This window comes from Streptococcus minor DSM 17118, assembly GCF_000377005.1.
Taxonomy (GTDB): domain Bacteria; phylum Bacillota; class Bacilli; order Lactobacillales; family Streptococcaceae; genus Streptococcus; species Streptococcus minor.
In genome coordinates this window covers 155,184-174,615 of the sequence record NZ_AQYB01000032.1, presented here as the reverse complement: position 1 = coordinate 174,615, position 19,432 = coordinate 155,184, and the positions used below count along the sequence as shown (strand labels likewise).

Annotated in this window: 25 protein-coding genes and 1 riboswitch; of the genes, 4 read left to right on the top strand and 21 right to left on the bottom strand. The window is 41.8% G+C overall.

Annotated features, from left to right (window positions below):
• Positions 1 to 7 precede the first annotated feature (7 nt).
• From F602_RS0106095 to F602_RS0106080, 3 genes are all read right to left on the bottom strand, one after another.
• Positions 8 to 925 carry a glycine betaine ABC transporter substrate-binding protein gene (locus F602_RS0106095; protein ID WP_018167077.1) on the bottom strand — a complete coding sequence of 306 codons (918 nt, stop codon included), beginning with the start codon at positions 923 to 925 and terminating at the stop codon, positions 8 to 10.
• Positions 915 to 1,547, bottom strand: coding sequence for an ABC transporter permease (locus F602_RS0106090; RefSeq protein ID WP_018167076.1), 633 nt, complete (start codon positions 1,545 to 1,547; stop codon positions 915 to 917). Before F602_RS0106090 ends, F602_RS0106095 begins: the two co-directional genes overlap by 11 nt.
• A gap of 553 nt (positions 1,548 to 2,100) precedes the next feature.
• Entirely contained in the window at positions 2,101 to 2,673 is a 573-nt protein-coding gene (locus F602_RS0106080; RefSeq protein ID WP_018167074.1) for a DUF459 domain-containing protein, read from the bottom strand.
• 135 nt (positions 2,674 to 2,808) lie between these two features.
• Here F602_RS0106080 and F602_RS0106075 point away from each other — a divergent pair, with 135 nt between their 5' ends.
• The gene (locus F602_RS0106075) at positions 2,809 to 3,348 is read left to right on the top strand and encodes a biotin transporter BioY (protein WP_018167073.1); all 540 of its coding nucleotides are present in this window, start codon (positions 2,809 to 2,811) and stop codon (positions 3,346 to 3,348) included.
• Between the two features lie 5 nt (positions 3,349 to 3,353).
• Here F602_RS0106075 and F602_RS0106070 read toward each other — a convergent pair whose 3' ends face one another.
• A complete protein-coding gene (locus tag F602_RS0106070; protein WP_018167072.1) occupies positions 3,354 to 3,569 on the bottom strand; it encodes a YdbC family protein in 216 nt (71 codons plus the stop codon).
• Positions 3,570 to 3,658: 89 nt separating this feature from the next.
• On the opposite strand from F602_RS0106070, the gene F602_RS0106065 reads away from it, so the two are divergent.
• Positions 3,659 to 3,982: a hypothetical protein gene (locus F602_RS0106065; protein WP_018167071.1), complete on the top strand. Its 324-nt coding sequence runs from the start codon at positions 3,659 to 3,661 to the stop codon at positions 3,980 to 3,982.
• A 14-nt stretch (positions 3,983 to 3,996) separates the two neighbouring features.
• Here F602_RS0106065 and F602_RS0106060 read toward each other — a convergent pair whose 3' ends face one another.
• Together F602_RS0106060 and F602_RS0106055 are read right to left on the bottom strand one after the other, a co-directional pair.
• Positions 3,997 to 5,283 (bottom strand): peptidase U32 family protein, encoded by a 1,287-nt coding sequence (locus tag F602_RS0106060; RefSeq protein ID WP_018167070.1) that lies wholly within the window; start codon positions 5,281 to 5,283, stop codon positions 3,997 to 3,999.
• A gap of 3 nt (positions 5,284 to 5,286) precedes the next feature.
• Complete coding sequence (locus F602_RS0106055; protein WP_026183334.1) at positions 5,287 to 6,216, bottom strand: peptidase U32 family protein; 930 nt, start codon at positions 6,214 to 6,216, stop codon at positions 5,287 to 5,289.
• A gap of 179 nt (positions 6,217 to 6,395) precedes the next feature.
• Between F602_RS0106055 and F602_RS0106050 the strand changes: the two genes are divergently transcribed.
• The gene (locus F602_RS0106050; protein WP_018167068.1) at positions 6,396 to 6,710 is read left to right on the top strand and encodes a DUF3270 domain-containing protein; all 315 of its coding nucleotides are present in this window, start codon (positions 6,396 to 6,398) and stop codon (positions 6,708 to 6,710) included.
• A gap of 74 nt (positions 6,711 to 6,784) precedes the next feature.
• On the opposite strand, the gene F602_RS0106045 is transcribed toward F602_RS0106050, so the two are convergent.
• The 9 genes from F602_RS0106045 to F602_RS0106005 all read right to left on the bottom strand — a co-directional run bounded on the left by F602_RS0106045 (position 6,785) and on the right by F602_RS0106005 (position 13,572).
• Positions 6,785 to 7,210 carry a YtxH domain-containing protein gene (locus F602_RS0106045; RefSeq protein ID WP_018167067.1) on the bottom strand — a complete coding sequence of 142 codons (426 nt, stop codon included), beginning with the start codon at positions 7,208 to 7,210 and terminating at the stop codon, positions 6,785 to 6,787.
• A gap of 1 nt (position 7,211) precedes the next feature.
• Entirely contained in the window at positions 7,212 to 7,613 is a 402-nt protein-coding gene (locus F602_RS0106040; protein ID WP_018167066.1) for a DUF948 domain-containing protein, read from the bottom strand.
• An 11-nt stretch (positions 7,614 to 7,624) separates the two neighbouring features.
• Complete coding sequence (lgt, locus tag F602_RS0106035; RefSeq protein ID WP_018167065.1) at positions 7,625 to 8,407, bottom strand: prolipoprotein diacylglyceryl transferase; 783 nt, start codon at positions 8,405 to 8,407, stop codon at positions 7,625 to 7,627.
• Entirely contained in the window at positions 8,404 to 9,345 is a 942-nt protein-coding gene (gene hprK / locus F602_RS0106030) for an HPr(Ser) kinase/phosphatase (protein WP_018167064.1), read from the bottom strand. Before hprK ends, lgt begins: the two co-directional genes overlap by 4 nt.
• 81 nt (positions 9,346 to 9,426) lie before the next feature.
• The gene (locus tag F602_RS0106025; RefSeq protein ID WP_018167063.1) at positions 9,427 to 9,933 is read right to left on the bottom strand and encodes an NUDIX hydrolase; all 507 of its coding nucleotides are present in this window, start codon (positions 9,931 to 9,933) and stop codon (positions 9,427 to 9,429) included.
• On the bottom strand, positions 9,933 to 10,202 hold the full coding sequence (locus F602_RS0106020; RefSeq protein ID WP_018167062.1) for a PspC domain-containing protein: 270 nt from the start codon (positions 10,200 to 10,202) through the stop codon (positions 9,933 to 9,935). The genes F602_RS0106025 and F602_RS0106020 overlap by 1 nt, the downstream gene beginning before the upstream one ends.
• On the bottom strand, positions 10,186 to 10,953 hold the full coding sequence (locus tag F602_RS0106015; protein ID WP_018167061.1) for a hypothetical protein: 768 nt from the start codon (positions 10,951 to 10,953) through the stop codon (positions 10,186 to 10,188). Before F602_RS0106015 ends, F602_RS0106020 begins: the two co-directional genes overlap by 17 nt.
• Before the next feature lie 71 nt (positions 10,954 to 11,024).
• Positions 11,025 to 11,456 carry a SprT family protein gene (locus F602_RS0106010; RefSeq protein ID WP_018167060.1) on the bottom strand — a complete coding sequence of 144 codons (432 nt, stop codon included), beginning with the start codon at positions 11,454 to 11,456 and terminating at the stop codon, positions 11,025 to 11,027.
• Positions 11,443 to 13,572, bottom strand: a complete 2,130-nt coding sequence (locus tag F602_RS0106005; protein ID WP_018167059.1) for a Tex family protein — start codon at positions 13,570 to 13,572, stop codon at positions 11,443 to 11,445. Before F602_RS0106005 ends, F602_RS0106010 begins: the two co-directional genes overlap by 14 nt.
• Positions 13,573 to 13,651: 79 nt before the next feature.
• On the opposite strand from F602_RS0106005, the gene F602_RS0106000 reads away from it, so the two are divergent.
• A complete protein-coding gene (locus F602_RS0106000) occupies positions 13,652 to 14,062 on the top strand; it encodes a hypothetical protein (RefSeq protein ID WP_018167058.1) in 411 nt (136 codons plus the stop codon).
• 50 nt (positions 14,063 to 14,112) lie between these two features.
• Here F602_RS0106000 and F602_RS0105995 read toward each other — a convergent pair whose 3' ends face one another.
• The 6 genes from F602_RS0105995 to F602_RS0105970 form a co-directional block, all read right to left on the bottom strand.
• Positions 14,113 to 14,628, bottom strand: a complete 516-nt coding sequence (locus F602_RS0105995) for a QueT transporter family protein (protein ID WP_026183331.1) — start codon at positions 14,626 to 14,628, stop codon at positions 14,113 to 14,115.
• Positions 14,629 to 14,726: riboswitch (PreQ1 riboswitch) on the bottom strand.
• A gap of 62 nt (positions 14,727 to 14,788) precedes the next feature.
• Positions 14,789 to 15,496, bottom strand: a complete 708-nt coding sequence (locus F602_RS0105990; protein ID WP_018167056.1) for a B3/B4 domain-containing protein — start codon at positions 15,494 to 15,496, stop codon at positions 14,789 to 14,791.
• 105 nt (positions 15,497 to 15,601) lie between these two features.
• Positions 15,602 to 16,537: a YihY/virulence factor BrkB family protein gene (locus tag F602_RS0105985; protein WP_018167055.1), complete on the bottom strand. Its 936-nt coding sequence runs from the start codon at positions 16,535 to 16,537 to the stop codon at positions 15,602 to 15,604.
• A gap of 41 nt (positions 16,538 to 16,578) precedes the next feature.
• Positions 16,579 to 17,439 (bottom strand): methionyl aminopeptidase, encoded by an 861-nt coding sequence (locus tag F602_RS0105980; RefSeq protein ID WP_018167054.1) that lies wholly within the window; start codon positions 17,437 to 17,439, stop codon positions 16,579 to 16,581.
• Positions 17,436 to 18,011 carry a GNAT family N-acetyltransferase gene (locus tag F602_RS0105975; protein ID WP_026183330.1) on the bottom strand — a complete coding sequence of 192 codons (576 nt, stop codon included), beginning with the start codon at positions 18,009 to 18,011 and terminating at the stop codon, positions 17,436 to 17,438. The genes F602_RS0105980 and F602_RS0105975 overlap by 4 nt, the downstream gene beginning before the upstream one ends.
• 70 nt (positions 18,012 to 18,081) lie before the next feature.
• Positions 18,082 to 19,341: a UDP-N-acetylglucosamine 1-carboxyvinyltransferase gene (locus tag F602_RS0105970; RefSeq protein WP_018167052.1), complete on the bottom strand. Its 1,260-nt coding sequence runs from the start codon at positions 19,339 to 19,341 to the stop codon at positions 18,082 to 18,084.
• Positions 19,342 to 19,432 lie beyond the last annotated feature (91 nt).

Here is a 19,432-nt window from a genome sequence, read left to right as displayed (position 1 = left end):
CTCCTCCTTACTTGATTGATTGGTAAAAATCTCTAGCAACGCTACTATAATTTTCGCCGTCTACATCCACTCTTGCATTTAACTTGGTGATGGTTTCGGTATCGAGACTAGCTGATACTTTATTGAGAACTTCAGCCAGTTTTGGATTATCTTTTAAAACTTGGTCCCGAACCACAGGTGCCAAATTATACGGTGGCCAAAATTGTTTATCATCTTTTAGCAAAGTAAACTTGGCCTTATTGACCAACTGTCCTTCTGTTGTGTAGGCTGGAGTTACATCCGCTTCATCATTCTCTAGGACACTATATTTTAGGCTATTATCATAAACCTTAGAAGACTTCCAATTGAAAACACCATAAGTTTTTGTCAACCCCGGAATACCATCATCTCGTTGGTCAAATTCCCCCTGAGAAGCAAAGCGGAGCTCAGCTGCATGTTTCTGTAGCTCTGAGATGCTGGTGATGCCTAATTTCTCAGCAATATCTGTCCGAATAACCAAACCTTGTCCATCATTAGCCTTGGAATAATCCAACCAAGTAACCTGGAATTTCTCTTTATAGGCGTCCTTCACGGTCTGATAAACCTTCTGAGGATCTGTTTCCAAGGGTTGACCAAGGATAGACAAGAGGCCTGTTCCTGTGTATTCAGGATACAAATCAATCTCATTACTGATTAAGGATTGGTGGATAAGTGAGCCAGAGATATTGGATAGGCGCTCAACCTTGTAGCCCTCATCCTCTAAAGCTAAAGCATAAAGTTCTGCAACAATCAGATTTTCTGTAAAATCCTTGGAACCAACTTTGATAACAGATGTCCCCTTCTCAACTTGTTTCTTAGCTTGATTGTTTCTATTCAAGATAAAAACACTACCTGTGACTAAAATAGCAGCTAATAAAATGCCCGATACTAATTTCTTAATCCTCATACTTTATTCTCCTTATAAATAGGTCAAACCCTAACATACTGATGAAGGATAAGAGGGCTACACTTCCTCCTCCAATCAGCAAGAGGTCCATCCGGTAAAGTCCCAAACCGGTAAAAATCAAACTACCTAAGCCACCTGCTCCAATGTAAGTTGCAAGGGTCGCACTGGCAATGACCTCAATTAAGGCCAATTTGATACCATTTAAAATATGAGGCAGAGCTAGAGGAAAGGTCACCTTAGTAAAGAGCTGGCTTTCACTCATTCCCAAACCCAAACCAGTTTCTAGCAAAGCTGTTGATACTTCTGAAAAACCAAGGATGGTATTGATAAGGATAGGTGGCACAGCCAAAATCACCAAAGCAATTAAAGCTGGAAACTTTCCTACCCCAACAAAGGGAATCAAGAAAAACAAAATCCCTAAACTAGGGATAACCCTCAAAGCCTGAGTGACACCTGTCGTCAGGAGTCTAGCTGCCTTGTATTTGTAACCAAGGTAACCCAATGGTAGCCCAATGATGAGGGCAATCAATAAGGCTGAACCACTCAATTCCAAGTGCTGCCATACACTCTTTAAATAGGTATCTAGATTCTGAGCAAAGTAATCTCTCAGTTGTTGAAACATCGTTCTATCAAAACCTCCTTTTCAAAACAAATGATAGGCTCTTGCTTGGCGAAGCTGCTGGAATATTCCATCCATATTGTCACCCAGCAGATAATATATAAGCTATGCTTGAACTAAAAACAAATCTGAATCAAGTATCTGTTTCTAAACTTTCTTGATAACTTCTACTTTTAGTTTTTTCATCCTGCCCTCTTTTTCCTCATCAAAGATAGGATGAGAGGAGCTAAATGCCTGCATTTCTTGTATCAATAGAAACTTGCCTCCTATCTTTAGGATAAACGACAAATTAAAACATTTTAACAGTGAGTCTACAGCCGCTAGCCAATTGGTTACTATCATTGCCTTAGATTTCTTTTTTTACAACCACAATTGAAACTTCTCTTATCATAGCACTTACAAAAGAATATGTCGAGTAACTTTTACGGCAAGTTCAAATATGGAGACCTCTCCGACCAATCTCTAACTATCAGACGATGCTAAAGAGAGCAGCTTAATGTTTTGTATTGACTGCAAATCATAAAAAGATTCTTCAAGGTCTCCCTTCAAGAATCTACTATCTTTCATGTTTTATGTAAATTAGCAAGGTCTGAGCCAGTATCTCATAGCCCAAAGAACCAAAATGTAGGCCATCATCCATACTTCCCCTTAGAATATCAACCAAGGAATAATCAGCTTGTCCAAAAACCTCCTGCATGGAAATAAAGGAACACCCTGCTTCTTTCGCTACCTTCTCCACTATATCGCTGTAATAGGTGACTAGCCGATTGGTCCTATAAAGTTGCTTACTTTCATCTATAGGAGCTGGCCCCAGAAAAATAACTTGGTGAGGTAAATAGATTGAGCGTAGCATTTCTACCACCTTGCGTAGATTATCCTGAAACTCTCCTAGATAGACTTGCTTATGGGTAGCTAAATCATTAGCTCCTATCCAAACAAAAACCATATCAAATCCAGAAATGTATTCTCTTGCCAACTTTTCCAGTAAATCAAAACTATTATCTCCAGACTCTGCCAAGTTGCAAATCTCCAAATCCGCATCCATTTGCCTAAGTGAATAATTGATATGGGGCTCCTTCTGCCCTTCCCATCTAGCAAAGAGACTATCTCCTAGCAATAAAACCTTCATAAAATCTCCTTTTTTATGTATTATACATACTCTATTTAAATCTTTCAAGATGTGACAACCGATAAGAAACTCTTGACTTTCTCAAGTTGAATCTTTATAGTATAGTTAACCTATTTTTATCGAAAGGGTAACAATATGAAAAAAATATCAACTCTTCACTTGACCTATACGGCAATTGGAGTAGCTTTAATCGCAGCGCTATCACAAGTTGTCATCCCAATCGGACCTGTTCCATTTACCTTGCAGACCCTTGCTATTGGCTTGATTGCTAGCCTCTACAAACCTAGAGAGGCTACTCTGAGCGTGATTTTCTATTTACTTTTAGGTGCCATCGGTCTTCCTATCTTTGCTGGCTTTTCTGGTGGTTTTTCAGCCCTTTTTGGTCCAACTTCTGGTTTTCTTTGGGGATTTGTTCTCTACGCAGCAATCACCTCTACCATCAGCAAAGCACACCCTACCCCCACTGGAAACGCCATCGCCTGTTTTTTAGGTGTACTAGCCTGTTTTTTGATAGGAAGTCTAGTCTTCAAATTGGTCAGTGGCGCAGATTGGGCAAACACTCTAACTTGGACAGTCATTCCTTTCCTTCTTCCAGAGATTCTAAAGATTATAACAATCATATCACTGGTTAAAGCTTTAAAACCAATCCTAAAAAAAGAAGCCTACTTTTCGTAAGCTTCTTATTTATTCGCAAAGGCATCCAACAAAACCTGAAACTCCTCATTGGACAAGGTAATCCCCTTACCCATCTTGCTATGGTCTGGACTCCAGGTTCGGATGTCATACTTAGCTGGTGCTCCATTAAAAGAGACACGATTGAGTTCCTTTGTCCAACCTTTATCATTTTCAGATAGGACTAAAAGATGTTCTTCAATTTCAAATGTAAATTCTGCCATTGTTCCTCCTCATTTATTTATTCGTAAGCGCTTGTCTTTTTGTGAAAAATTCGTTACTATAATTGTATCAAGGATATGAGGATTTTGCCATGAAAAAGTTTACCCAAGTTTTACTTGAACGATTGAGCCTATTTTTGGGAAACACAGCTCCAAGCCCCGTTGCAGATGATGAACTGGAGCAAGAATTGATTTTAGACAAGATACAATTAGCCCTCTACAAAAAGGCAGCAGTCCATGTTATCTACTCTAATCAAAAAAGTATTACAGGCGAAATTATCAAATGGGATGAAAAACGCCAACAACTCATTGTTAAAAATTTTAATAAAAACGTGAGTGCCATCATTCGCCTACGCACCATTCGCAAAATTAGTCTGGTACCAGAAAGCATCCGTATAACGCAAAAGGCTAGATAAGACTAGCCTTTTTCTTATGCTCGAACGGTCATGGATTGACCATTTTCCTTATAAAGGTTAATCAGCCCTGACTGGCAGGAGCGAATCATATCTCCTGGATAAACAACCTGAGGAACTGTGATTGTCAACAATTCCATAGGCTTATTGGCCCGGTCAATCGCCAAACCATCAGAGTCTGTCAAATTTTGAATAGTTGTCTCAAAATGGCGGAAACCAGGTCCATAGAACTCAACCTCATCACCTTCATTGATCACATTGCGTTGACGGATGGTGGCTGTCATGCTAGCTTCATCAAAGGCCACGACTTCACCGATGAATTTATACTGAGGAATCTTGCGGCGAGCTCCGAAAAGCTGCTCATTCTCTGTTGGCGGATTGTAATAAAAACCGGTTGCTAGCTCACGCTGGGCGACCTTCCACATCTCATCAATCAAGTCCTGCTTGATGGCCTCAAATTTTTCAGGACTTTCAAGGTAAGCATCTACTGCAGCCTTATAGCAGTTGGTCACAGTCGAGACATAGTGAACAGACTTCATGCGACCTTCTATTTTTAGACTATCAACCCCATTCTCAATCATATCTGGAATATGGTCAATCATACACATATCCACTGCAGACATGGAAAACTCTTCTGGAACCTCTCCCCTAATACTGCGGCGTTCATCACCAAAAGGTAAATCATAAAGATTGTATTTCCAGCGGCAAGATTGGGAACAACCACCACGGTTAGCATCACGGTTGCTCATGTGGTTGGAAAGAACACATCGGCCAGAGTAAGAGATACACATGGCACCATGTACAAAGGCTTCAATTTCAACGCTCGTCCGCTTGCGAATTTCAGCCAGCTCCTCCATAGTCACTTCCCTAGCTAGAACTACTCGGGTCAGCCCCAACTCCTTCCAAAACTCAAATGATTCATAGTTGGTAGAAGAAGCTTGTGTAGATAGGTGGATTTCAAGGCCAGGTGCTTCTGTGGCACAGATGACAATCAGAGCAGGATCTGATACGATTACCGCATCTAAGCCCATATCCCTCAATTCACGGAACCAGGCTCCCGCCCCTTCTTCATTACCTTCATGAGTCACCATATTGGCAGCCACATAGACCTTGGCTCCGCGAGCATGAGCATATTCGATGCCCTCTCGCATCTGTTCCATAGAAAAATTCCCTGCTCGGCTACGCAAACCATAGGCTTGGCCACCAACAAAGACAGCATCCGCACCGTAATCAACAGCTACTTTAAGCTTTTCCAAAGTTCCCGCAGGCGATAACACCTCAGGACGTTTTAATGTTTTTGACATTTTTTACTTTACCTTATCCTTATCATAATCGTAAAAGCCTGTGTCCAAACCACGCTCTGCTGGATGGAGTTTGCGTACTTCTTCTTCCAAGAGAAAGGCCTGATCATAACTGAATTGGCCTCTTTCAATCAAATCACGAGCTTGAACAAATAGCTTAGTAAGGGCCACAAAATTCTGTCCTGGGCAGAAAATGCCGTCCAGCTTCCAGTTGCGGTAACCATGCTCCACTAACTCTATGAGCTTCGTCATCAGACTAATATCGTTATTGATAAAAATATGGGTTCCATGTTTGTCTTCAAAAATAGAGTAGTGACTATCTGGATCCCCTGGTTCTGCCAGAAAAAGACCTCGCTCTTTTGACTTATCGTTTTCTTCTGCTCCAATGAAATTATAATAATTCTGCAAGAGAGTCCGCTTCGAGTGGTGGATAACAGAAGCACCATAGACCAGTATTTCTGCTGGAATGGCCAAGTTTTCTGCAATAGCAAAGAGTTCCTCTGATGGAATCTCTCGTGCCAAAACAGCTTCAACTGCTCCATGGTCCTTCCAGAAGTTGATTTGACGACTAGATGTTACAAAGACAGATGTATCGTAGATCAATTTAAAATTGTAGCCGTCACGCTTGTTGATATAGAAAACACCTGCGTCGCCAACTACCAAATAGTCTACCTGAATCTCTTTCATCAGATCCATGAAGGGCTTGATATTGTCCATCATATCTTGATGCATCAAAGCATTTGCAGCTACTGTCAGTTCTTTTCCAGCCGTATGAACCAGATGTGCTATTTCCCGCAACTCATCGTGACTAAAATTTTTAGGCAGCCGTAAACCACAATCTTCTTCTCCAACATAGATACGATCAACGCCAGCTGCTAGAAGATTCTTTACCTGTTCAATACTTTCAGCAGTTGCTGTAATAATTATTTTCTCCATAAGAATCATTATAGCAAAAACCAGACTAGCTGATAAGATTTTATGAGAAATTTAATGTTCTGACTTTTCTAATCCTCTTTTACCTAATTCTAAGAGCCATTGTAACCTGATTGTAATATTTTTGTTACAATTCATCAGTATAAATATGGTATGCTGAGTTGTAGAAAAAAGGAGACCGTATGGCATTAAGACAAGAACGGCCTGACCCATCCCTGTATGAAGAACACCTCCCGAAAGAGCAACAGGCCACCTATCAAGAATATCAAGCGCGAAAACCCCACGAAAATCGTTTAAGAGAATTATTGTTTTTTGTTAATTTAGCGATTTTTAGCATTATCACCGTCATGGCGACTTATGTGTATCTATCCATGAAATTTCCAGCTTTCCTAGCTTTTGTACTAGGAATAGCAACTGGATTTTTAGCCTTACGAGTGATTCAAATTGCTCTTCGTAAACAATACAATCGTATGAGAATTAAGAGACGCTCTCGATAAGCGTCCTTTTTTTCTGAAAACGGATACAAAAACTATAAACCCCCTTGAACTCTATGTTCAAGGGGGTCTTCCTTTTACAAGTTAATTTCAATATCATCTTGTACAACAACATCTTCTTCAGGAACTTCAATGATAGGCGCTACTTCCTCATCTTTAGTTGCCTCAGAACCCTTCGTTTCTGAAAACTTATCCTTAATCTGTCCTGTCAAATCTTGGACTTTTTCCTTACCTGTTTGAAGAAGGTCATCAATCGTCAAATCACCAGATTCTAACTGGCTCTTGACATCTTCAAACTTATCCACTGCCTGATCTTTTAGATCTTGAGCTTTATTGACCAAATCAGCGTTGATTTCTTCATGATTTTCCTGGTAATCTTTGACAAAGTCTGTCACTTGTTTTTTAATTTTTTTACCAGATTCAGTTGCTAGAAAAGCCGCTGCTGCTGCACCTCCAGCAACTCCTAATATAACGCTAGTGAAAATACCGAATTTTTTTGCCATCTTATGATCCTTTCTTTTTTTTGCCTAAAATAGATGAAAACAAATTGAGGGTGGTTAAGATTCCACCTGCTTTAGCTGTATTTTTTACACCAGTTCTGGCTTTGCCCGTAAGACCACGTGCAGAATGATTCAGATCTGATACAGACACAGACAAATCTGCCACAGCTGTAAAGAGGGGATTGAGAGTAGCTACCTTTCCGTTGACATCTTCTACCAAAACATTGGCTTTTGCCAATAATTCATTGGTCTGATAGAGGGTCACATTGACATCGCTCGTCAACACTTTCAAGGTTTGTTGGGTTTCTTCTGCAACAACAGATAGTTTTTTAAGGAAAAGAACCAGATAAACGGCTACTGCGATAATAACGATAGCCACAACTAATAAAAATATTTCAAGTGTCATATAAAATCTCCTTATTCAGACTGATAATAGGGAATATCTTGCTGTTTCCGACGGAAAAGAAAGAATACGAGGCCTGCTCCTACCAAGAGGAGTGATAACCATTGGGAGACGCGAAGACCTGCTAGCATGAGGCTATCTGTCCGCATACCTTCGATAACGAAACGGCCAACACCGTACCACACGAGGTAAAAGAGGGTAATCTCTCCTTGTTTAAAGAACTTGGCTTTTCTACGTAAGATAAGAATGAGGATAAAACCAAGTAAATTCCAAAGTGACTCGTAGAGGAAGGTGGGCTGACGGTAGCTACCCTCGATATACATTTGGTCTCGGATAAAGCCAGGTAGATAATCTAGGTTCGCTACTTTATTACCATAGGCTTCTTGATTAAAGAAGTTCCCCCAGCGACCGATGGATTGGGCAATCATCACTGATGGGGCAGCAATATCTAAAAAATCCCAAGTATTGATAAAGCGATGGCGTGTAAAAAATATCAAAACCAAAAATCCTGCTAAGAGTCCTCCATAAATGGCAATGCCACCATTCCAAACAGCAAAAATTTCTAGTGGATTGTCTTTATATTGCTCCCAAGAAAAGAGGACATAATAGAGACGGGCCCCAATAATGGCTAATGGAAAAGCGTAAAGAATAAAGTCGTAGACATCATCTGCTAGAATCTTCTTACGAGGAGCCTCCTTGGCAGATAGATAGACCGCTAGGACTAAGCCTAGCACGATACTAAGAGCATACCAGCGTATACTAATCGGTCCCAGTTGGAAGGCTATTGGGTCAATCATTTCTTATCACCCTCTTCCTTATTGGTTTCGATGAGTCTAGCCAAACGGCGTTCAAAGCTCTTGGTTGCATCAAAGCCCATCTGCTTCGCTCGATAGTTCATCGCAGCAGCTTCAATCACAACGGAAATATTACGCCCTGTGGTGACTGGTATGCGAACCTGTGGCAATTCAATACCTGCAATTTCAATTGTTTCACCACCATTACCCAGACGATCAAACATTTTTCCTTTTTCAAAGTTTTCCAAATAGATGGCTAGTTGGACCTGAGATGACTCTTTTACTGCACTAGCCCCGTATAGGCTCATAATATCAATAATCCCCACACCTCGTATTTCCAAAAGGTGACGAAGAATTTCAGCTGGTTCTCCCCAGAGGGTCACATCATCCTTGGCATAAACATCCACGCGGTCATCTGCAACAATCCGGTGACCACGCTTGACCAACTCCAACCCCGTTTCACTCTTACCAATACCGGAATCCCCTTGGATGAGAACTCCCATACCATAGATATCCATCAAGACACCATGCACACTGGTCCGTTTAGCAAGACGAGAATCCAAGAAAGAAGACAACTCACCAGCCAAGCGACTTGTTGCTGACTTGCTCTGGAAAATAGCAATTCTATTTTCCTTAGCTGCCTGAAACATCTCTTCTGGAATATCCAGACCACGCGCTACAATGACTACTGGCGTTTCTGGCTGAAACATTTGACGGAAAATCTGATGGCGATTGTGAGGCGTCATAGACATGACATAGGACCACTCTTTCATCCCAATCAGCTGAATCCGCTCTGGCGAATAATAATCAAAATACCCTGTCATCTCCAAACCTGGTCTGGTGATATCAGAGGTTGTAATTTCCTTGTTCAGAAGTTCCTCTGTCCCATAAACACAGGTTACCTGAACATGATTGATTAAATCTTTAACAAACGCTGTCATCCATAATCCTCGTTCTTTCTAATAATGTTATTATACCATAAGAAAGCGTTATTTTCTTTGTTTTGACACTAAAAAAAGCGATTAGTCGCTTTCTTTCCCTAGGTAACCTAAGAGTTGTTGACGCTGATTTTTGAAGACTGGTTGCTCAACTAAAAAGCTTTCTATCTCATTAGGAGCAACCCAACAATGGGCATCAGTCTCGCCTGCTTGATAAGAAAGAGCATCTTTGTCACAGGAAACTGTCACCAAGTAGGTATCAAAATGGGTTAAGTGCTTCTTTTCTGTGAAAGAAAAAAGAAAATCCATCTGCTCAGCTGCCAAGCCCGTTTCCTCTAAAAGTTCACGCTTGGCTGCATCTAGAGAGGATTCTCCTTGATGAACAGAACCACCAGCACCCAACTCATACACTCCTGGATAATGACTTTTTTGACTGGATCTTCTCATAAAGAGCCAGTGCCCATCTTCATGCTGAACCCAGATATTGACTGCTAGATGATAAAATCCTTCTGGATAAGGAAACGCAGTGCGCTCCAGCAAAACATGTGGAATCAGGTTCCGATGTTCATCATAAGCATCCCAGATTTCCATCAAAAGAAGCCACCACCGTCAATTTTTTCAGCATCCTTTCGCTTACGTGGTCCACTACCATAACGTTCTGCATCCATTTCTTCCTTAATTGGCAGAAAGATAGAGGCTGCAATGTAGAGACCTACAGGTATCATTCTTGCCCTTGTAAAAAAGAGAATAGCTAGAAAAACTCCTCGGACCAACCAGATATCCCACTTAAACTTATCAGCTAGACCTGCTAAGACACCTGTCAACAGCCGATTTCTTCTTAATCTATAAAATTCGTACATCTTTTATTCCTTTCAAGATAACGGGACTGGCTTGTGTCTGCACCTGCAGATAGACCACCTTATCTCCGCTTTTTTCACAAATATAGGGACTAGTTTGCTTTTTCCTGTTGATAACCAACTGGCCCTGACTACTTTCAAAACGACCCTTTAGGCCTTGCTCCTTAGACATAACTAGGTGAATAGGAGCTTGGCGAAGTTCCAAATGGAGGTGCTGGGTGAACGTTCGACATGGCGTCACTCGAATATCCTGTTGCTTTTTATCCGAATGGCTATGAATTGAAACATCCTCAAAGGGAAGAAAATCTAAGCGAGCGTCCGCCTGACCCAAACCTAGATCTAAAACAGACATCCAGCAGTCTGGTAAAGATACGGTGATGTAGCAAGGCAGAGTGGATGAAAAATGTAAGGATTTATTTTCCACATAAATCTGTGGCAAAACCTTATCCTGAGGCAATTGGGGATAAGAAATTCCAAAATAAATATCCGGCTCCTTACCCTTTTGAAAAATAATTTTCCCTTCGCTCAGATTGATGTTCATAGACTCTACCGCTGAAAAACGAAAATCTTGTTTCAATTTTGAGGAAGAGAAAATTTTCAGACTTGGAAGGCTAAAAGACAACCGTGTTTTTTCTTCCACAAAAAGAAAATCTGGTTCCTCCTCCAGTTCCATGAAACAGGCCTTTGCTTCTTCCTTGGTCAAGATCCCTTTTTCATACAATTCTATCAAACGTTTTTGGCGCTCATCTACCATAATCTTCACCTCTAATCATAACTAGTATATCATTTTTTTGCAAAAAGAAATCAGCCCAAGGGCTGATTTCTTTATTGAGTGATTAGTCGACCACGACACTTACCACAACGGTATTTGTGGGTATTGATTCGTCGTCTACGTTGGTAGTCTTGACCACACAGCAGGCAACGATAGCGATGACAATTTTGTACCTTCTCTACCAGTTGTGGTGTAAAACGTAAACCATCAACTTGCTGAAGCAAGGTTTTAAAGTCCTTGTCTTTATGCCGGTAGCCTTTCTTCTCGAAAAAAAGATGGTAATGGCAGAGTTCATGACGGACAATCTTGCGAAAAACAGCTAGACCATGAATGTCTAAGATTTTAGGATTAAAATCCAAATGACCATCCTTTGGGAAAAACCGACCACCCGTTGTCCGTAGGCGGGTATTCCATCTAGCCTCATGTCTAAAAACCTTACCAAAATCTTCCTTGGAAACCTGTTGGACATAGCTAGTTAGATTCACGAGGAGCCACCAAAGTCAAGTTGACCTTTTCACGTGCTGTATCCAGCTTATGCACCCAAACAGTCACTAGATCTCCGACAGAAACCACTTGACTAGGATGCTTGATAAAGTTATTGCTCATATGGGAGATGTGGATTAGCCCATCCTCGTGAATACCGATGTCCACAAAGGCACCAAAATCAACCACATTGCGGACGACTCCCTCTAGCTTCTGACCAATTTTTAGATCGTTGAAATCCAGAACATCCTGACGCAAAACAGGAGCCGCAAATTCATCCCGTAGGTCACGACCTGGCTTGAGCAGGTCCGCTAAAATATCCTTGAAGGTTTCTTGTCCTAGACCCAATTTTTCAGCCATTTCTGCTATATTGAGAGCCCGTAACCTTTCTTGAGCTTGCTCATCCAACTCAGTAATCCCCAGCAGTCGAAAGAGCTCTGTCACAGCTGCATAGGATTCTGGGTGAACACCCGTATTGTCGAGAAAATTGTCTCCGTTTGGAATCCGCAAGAAACCTGCTGCCTGTTCAAACGCTTTCTCACCGAGACGTGGGACTTGTTTCAACTGATTCCTAGTTTTAAGAGTACCGTGTTCTTCGCGGTACTTAACAATATTTTCAGAGATGGTCTTATTGAGACCTGCTATATGAGAAAGTAAAGCAGAGCTAGCAGTATTGACATTGACACCGACTTGGTTCACTACCGTATCGACGACAAAGTCCAGTCCTTCTGATAATTTCTTCTGGTTGACATCGTGTTGGTATTGACCAACACCGATTGATTTTGGATCTATTTTGACCAACTCAGCTAGTGGATCTTGGAGACGGCGTGCAATGGAAATAGCAGAACGTTTCTCAACCGTCAAATCGGGAAATTCCTGACGAGCCAATTCAGATGCAGAATAGACTGAGGCTCCACTCTCATTGACAATAACATAGCTGACTTCTGGAAAATCCTGCAAGATTTCTGCTACGAAACTTTCTGACTCCCGACTGGCTGTCCCATTACCAATGGCGATGATTTCCACTTCAAACTGACCCAATAAGTCTGCCAAGTCCTTCTTAGCTTGGATAATCTGGCTAGTGGACGCTGGTTTGACTGGGTAGATGACATGAGTGGTCAAGAGTTTTCCGGTCGCATCAACTACCGCCAACTTTGCTCCTGTCCGAAAGGCTGGATCAAATCCAAGAACTGTTTTACCTTTTAAAGGTGGTACTAGAAGGAGATTGCGTAAGTTTTCAGAAAAGAGCTTGATAGCACCATCTTCTGCCGCTTCAGTCAATTCTGTTCGCACGCGACGCTCCATGGCTGGTAAAATTTTCTTTTTTACAGCCTGAGAGATAGCTTCCTCAATGTAGCTATTTTTCTGAGGAAAACGGATAGCAAAGAAGCGTAAAATCTTGTCCAGATTATGCTCAAAGCTGATCTTAAGGACTCCCATTTTTTCTCCACGATTGAGGGCCAGAGTACGGTATCCCTGCATCTTATTGACTTTTTCTGAAAAATCATAATAGATTTGGAAAACCATTTTTTCATCTGCTGCCTGATCTTTGAGACTGGAGAGAATAGCGGAATAGTGCAAAATTTCCTGATAAGTCCAGGCTCTCAGCTTGGTATCTTCTGAGATAGCTTCTGTCAAAATATCCACTGCCCCTGCCAGACAAGCTTCTGGGCTAGTAAAGCTGTCAGAAACAAATTGTTGGGCCTCTTTTTCCAAGTCAGCTACATTTTGAAGAATGAGACGGGCCAAGGGGAAAAGGCCTGCTTCACGTGCAATCGTAGCCTTGGTTCGGCGCTTTTCCTTATAGGGAAGGTATAATTCCTCCACATCGGCCAATTTTTCCGCTTCTTCAATGGCTTTTTTGAGTTCTGGCGTCAGTTTTCCTTGCTCCTCAATCTTGGCCAATACTGCCTCCTTTCGCTCAGATAAGGCAGTCAGAGACTTATCGAGGTCAATAATTCCTTTGATGATGACCTCATCCAGATTTCCTGTCGCCTCCTTACGATATCGAGCAATAAATGGAATCGTATTGCCTTCAGCTGTGAGAGTCAAAACCGTATCAATTTGCTTTAAACTTACACCCAATTCCTGGGAAATTTTTTCATATTTTTTGTCCATAAGACCATTATAACATAAGACCCATTTGACGCTAGTAGCTACTTAAGTTAAAATAGGATAAAAATAAGGGAGATAGCTGATGGACTGGGAAAAAATGGAGACCCTGGAAAAAAAAGGCTTCAAAGGCTATATTCGGCCAAGGAGAGATGATGATTACGAGCTGGCAGAAGACTTCCAGAGAGATAAGTTTGCCAGAAGGATGCTTCAAATTATCTTTTCTCTCCTAATAGTTTCAGAATCCTATCACTTTTTCCAACTCCAGAAAGAGGAATTGTTCCGATTAGATGATTGGAGTAATGAGGCCTTATTGGAAGCTATCTATGAAGCTCTAACCAAGGACAGCTGGCCTCTTTACCTCTATCTCGAGAATCAAAATAGTCTATTGGTGCTCAATAAGAGCCAAGCCTGCCCTATCTACTCACAAAATGAAGTCTGGCTAGAAACACTAAAAGAGCAGCTAGAGACACATGGATTAGCATTTGAAATATAAAAAAGCCAGGATAATATATCCCGGCTTTTTTGACCTCCCAGTCAGGTTGTTTATTTTGTAAAGTCTATTTGTTTGGCTAGGCGTTCGATGACAAATGCTCCAACCAAGAGCGAAGCCAATTCCCCCACACCAGTTGTGAACCAGGTAAAAAAGAAAGGCAGTTGGTAGAGGACCGTTAACTCAAGAGCGATGGTAAACATGCTAAGGGCAAAGAAAATAGAAAAGTAAAAAAATGCCTTATTAAAAAGTCCACCTAAGATACGCTCATTCATGTATTTTTTAAAGAGGAAGACACCCAGTGTCACAAAGACCAGAGTAGAACCACCTCCAACAAAGACATCAATCAACTCAAAACTGTAAAAATTGGCAATCATACAGCCAATAGTCACAGCGATAATGTACTTGCGATGATAGAAAGTAAGGAAATTGAGCATCTCTGACACTCGGAATTGATAAGCCCCATAAGCAATGGTATTGAGGGGTGGGGTCATAGTCAGAGCCACATAAAGGGCTGCAACTAAAGCAATCTGGACGAGATCTAGGGCTGTCCATTTTTTCGTATTCATCATTGTTTCTCCTTTGGCGGCTATACCGCTTGTAATATGCTTGGCTAAAGGGAGGAAGTGCCAAGGGTTGCTTTCACAACGTTGCCTAGTATAGCATATTTGAAGGAGAAATGGTAGTATTTTTGACAAACAATTGAAAAAGCCTTTCATAGGCCTTTTCTTATATCGTCACGGATGGTTGCTGGTGCGTCAAATGAGTCACTTGTCCAGTAACATCAAAATAATCATGAATAAGCTGGTTCAAAGCCTCCATAGCCTCCTGGGCACGTACTTTTTGCCTAGGGTTAACAGCCTCGATGACCAAAATCGCATCCTTGGTATTCTCCGTCAACATAGTCCGTTGTGCTTCTCGCCAATTCAGATTGCGGCAAACAGCCCCTGCTTCGTCATAATAGATGATTTCTTCAGGCAGGGCAGGGGCATCCTCTTCTGCTCCCAGAGGGAAGAAGGATTCACCTCCCTTGGCCTTGCCTAAGTGCAGGTCTCCCTGAATACTGGCCACATCCTCTCCACCACAAGGTAGGGCATAAGCGAGAGAAATGCTGTTGTAGAGGTCTACTAACGGATTGATGGGACGAAATTCACGTCCTTGACTGACCCGTTTGAGTAGTGCCTCAATAGAAGAACGAGCTCCCTTTTTGGTTTTGAACTTACCGAAGGCCTCCCGCCACTCCTGAATCACTTCATTCTGCGAAAAAGCTTCATCAGGTAAAAATGCAAGAGCTTTTTTACTAGCCTGATGGAGTAGATCCTGAAAATAAGGATCCTGACTCTCATCTACCTGATTGTTCAAGCCCTTGACTGATAAGATCGAAATCTGTGCATCTGGAAATACTTCCCAGAAATTGTCATCTACAATCACCTTCATAAGTAGCTCCTTTTACATACTATTTTATCATTATTGTAATCTTATTAGCCATTTTTTTCAAGTAATAACAAAACAAGCTCGAGCGAGCTTGCTGATTTGGTTCTTTTAATGCTGTTTATTATTAGCACCTGTCTTGCGAAAGCGGGCCTTGAGGCGGTTGAAAACGGTGAATATATCTCCAGCTCGGGTGGAAAATTCTCCTACAAACATCCGTTGGACAGTCGCATTCAATACCGCACCTGTAATCAGAATACTGGCCATAAAGACAAACCAGAGCATGAGGACTAAAATCACCACCGAAGTGACAAAACGGAAGTCCATCAGACGTGCTGCATAGGAATTGACATAGATAGCAAAGAGATTGCCCACTGTTCCCATGACAACCATGACAAAAATGGCTCCAGGTACGACAAAACGAATTTTCTTAATCCGTACATTGGGTAGGAAAAAGTAGAGCATCAAAAGAGCCAAAAAGAGGGCTAAATAGATGATTGGTGTCGTCTGATTAGCTAAATCTAAGTAAATAGCCTGTTCTAAGTCCAAGAAATGCTGTAAGGTCTGCAAGACCGTTTTGCCAAAAGCAAGGACCAAAACGCTCAGGGTAATGATGAGTTGGAGACCGATTCCCAAAAAAATTCCTACTACGTGAGTGATGATAAAATCGCGGTTTTCGACCACTCCGTAAGCCTTGTTAAAAGCCTTTTGAAGAGCAGCCATGGATTTAGAGATAGCCCACAGAGTGGATACAATAGAAATCCCCAACCAAGAAGAGGAAGGCTGAGTCAGAGCAGTTGAGACTAAATTTGCAACTGTAGGATAGATTTGCTTGGGGAAAAGTTCCTCAATAACTCCTAAAACCTGACTGACATTAAATTGGAAATAGGGCAGAAGGCTGGCTAGCAACATAAGGGCTGGGAAAACAGAGACAATGATATAGTATGCAACAGCCACACTGGTAATGTCTATGTCGGCTGACATATAGAAGGAAAGAAAGGTTTTGATAAACTCTCTGAATTTAGATGATGCTTTTTTCTCTTTCATACTACTCCTTTCACACAAAGACTAGGTTTTCGTCTAAATGTTTAATACGTTCCTTCTTCGCCCTGGCTGGTCAAGATACGGGGACCATCTTTGGTGATGACAAATTGGTGTTCGTATTGGCAGGATAGACCTCCATCAATGGTCTTGTGTGCCCAACCTGTCTTCATGTCAGTATCGATTTCCCAAGTGCCTGTGTTAATCATTGGTTCGATGGTCAAGACCATCCCTTCCTTGAGACGAAGACCACGACCTGCTCGACCAAAATGTGGCACCATCGGCTCTTCATGCATAGTTGGCCCCACACCGTGCCCAACCAAATCACGGACAACTCCATAACCTCGACTCTCTGCATATTCCTGAATAGCTGCGCCAATGTCACCGATGCGATTTCCAACCTTGGCCTGTTCAATACCAATGTACAAGCATTGCTTGGTCACATCCATCAAGTCCTTGACTTCCTGAGAGACATTCCCAACTGCGTAAGCCCAGCAGGAATCTGCCAAACCACCGCTATAATCAACAGTGTATTTTTTCATGAGTTCAACATTGTTAAAATCCAGTTTGGAGACATCCAAGATAGACTTGTCCAAAGGTTCACTCAAGACCATATCCACCTTGAGTAAGTCGCCTTCTTTCAACTTATAGTGACGTGGAAAAGCATGAGCCACTTCGTCATTGATTCCACAACAAGTTGCGTAAGGATAGTCCATCATATGCCCATCCACGCCTATTTGAAGAGGTAAGACATTTGCCTCCTTGCAACGTTTGCGGACATATTCTTCTACATCCCATAGATCTAATCCTGGTTTAATCAAATCGCGCAAGCCAATATGAATGCTGGCTAGGAAATCCCCTGCTCGGTCCATAGCTTCAATTTCTCTTTGTGATTTAATGGTAATCATCTTTTCTTTTTATCTCTTTCTAATGCTACTAAGTGTTTTTTGGTGAGGTGATAATGTTTATATTCTCTCATTTTGTGGGTGTACCGATCACTTCCTCTGTACTGTCTAAGCAGCGTAAAGCCAGCTTTTTCAGCCACTTTTTGACTGGCAATATTTTCTAAATGAGCAATAATACTAATATCTGTCAAACCCAGCTCATAGAGGGCTAGGAAACTAATGTTTTGGACTGCTTCTGTTGCAAATCCCATTCCCCAGTAATCACTATGGATGAAATAGCCCAATTCTGCCTGTTTGGTTTGCTCATGTAATTTTTCAAAAGAAATAGCTCCAATCAATCGCTGGTTTCCCTTATTCACAATAGCCCACTTACCCAGCGGAGCTTTCATAAACATTTCCACCATCAAATCCATCGCTTCTTTTTTACTGGCTTTTACAGGAAAAATAAATTCCAGATTGTTGGGATTAGATACTACTTGGTAAAAATCCTCGCTATCTGTAGCTATAAAGGGGCGTAAGAATAAGCGTTCCGTTTCCAGACTGGCATAGGCAGCCAATTTTGTCCATATCATCATAGACTTCCTTTATGAAAAAAAGAGTGAGGATGCCAAAATTTCGGTATCTTCTCACTCAGGATAGAATGGTTTAGTCTTCAATCAACTGAATATCAGCACCCAAGTCCGTCAATTTTTCAATGATATTCGAATAGCCTCGCAGGATAAACTCAACATTGGTGATTTCAGTTTGACCTTGGGCCATCAGACCTGCAATAATCATCGCAGCTCCAGCTCGTAAGTCCGTAGCCTTCACTTGCGCACCAATCAGTTCATTAGGACCCTGATAGGTGATATAATTGCTTCGAGTGGCAATTTGAGCACCCATTTTCGCTAGTTCTGCTACATGTCCGACCCGCTTCTCATAAATGGTATCAATGATGCGGCCGTTTCCTGTAGTTTTCAGTAAAAGAGGAGTCAAAGGTTGTTGCAAATCCGTTGCCACTCCGGGATAAGGAGACGTTTTAATAGATACAGCCTTGAGCTGTTCTTGTTTTTCAACAAAAACGCTATCTTCTGAGACTGTCATCCGAACGCCCATCTCTTCTAGCTTGGCAATATAGGACTCTAAGTGCTCGTAAAGGACATTGTCAATTTGAATTCCCTGACCAACTGCTGCCGCTAGAGCGATATAGGTACCTGCCTCAATCCGGTCTGGGATGACTTGATGGCGTGTGCCATGCAACTTGTCCACTCCCTCGATGATAATGACATCTGTACCAGCACCCCGAACACGTGCCCCCATGTTATTGAGTAGAGTCGCTACATCAATGATTTCTGGTTCACGAGCCGCATTTTCAATAACAGTCCGACCATGAGCCTTGACAGCCGCCAACATGGTATTGATGGTCGCCCCAACACTGACAGTGTCCATAAAAATATGAGCTCCATGTAGATGCTTATCACCTGCTACCAAATGCATGTTCGAGCCTTCATAGGTCATACTCGCACCCATAGCCTCAAAAGCCTTCAGGTGCAAGTCAATGGGACGTGGCCCTAAATCACAGCCACCTGGCAAACCAACGATGGCCTGACCAAAACGACCTAACAAGGAACCATAAAAATAATAAGAGGCCCGTAGGCTATTAATCTTTCCAAAAGGCATTGGCATGTCCTGGACGCCGCGCGGATCAATCTCCAAACATTCTCCATCGCGCCGGACACTTGCACCCATAGTTTCCATGATATCAATCAAGCTATCAACGTCTGAAATAGCCGGAACTCCATCCAAGGTCACAATCCCGTCTGCCAAAATAATGGCTGGAATCAGGGCTACAACTGAGTTCTTAGCCCCACTAACCGTCACTTTCCCCGTTAACGGTCGCCCACCATTTATGATGATTTTTCTCATACAAATCAATCTCTTTTCTCATTTTCGCCAAAAAGGCATACGATTTATTGTATCACAATGGCTGAAAAATTGCTAGTAGAGTTATTTAAAT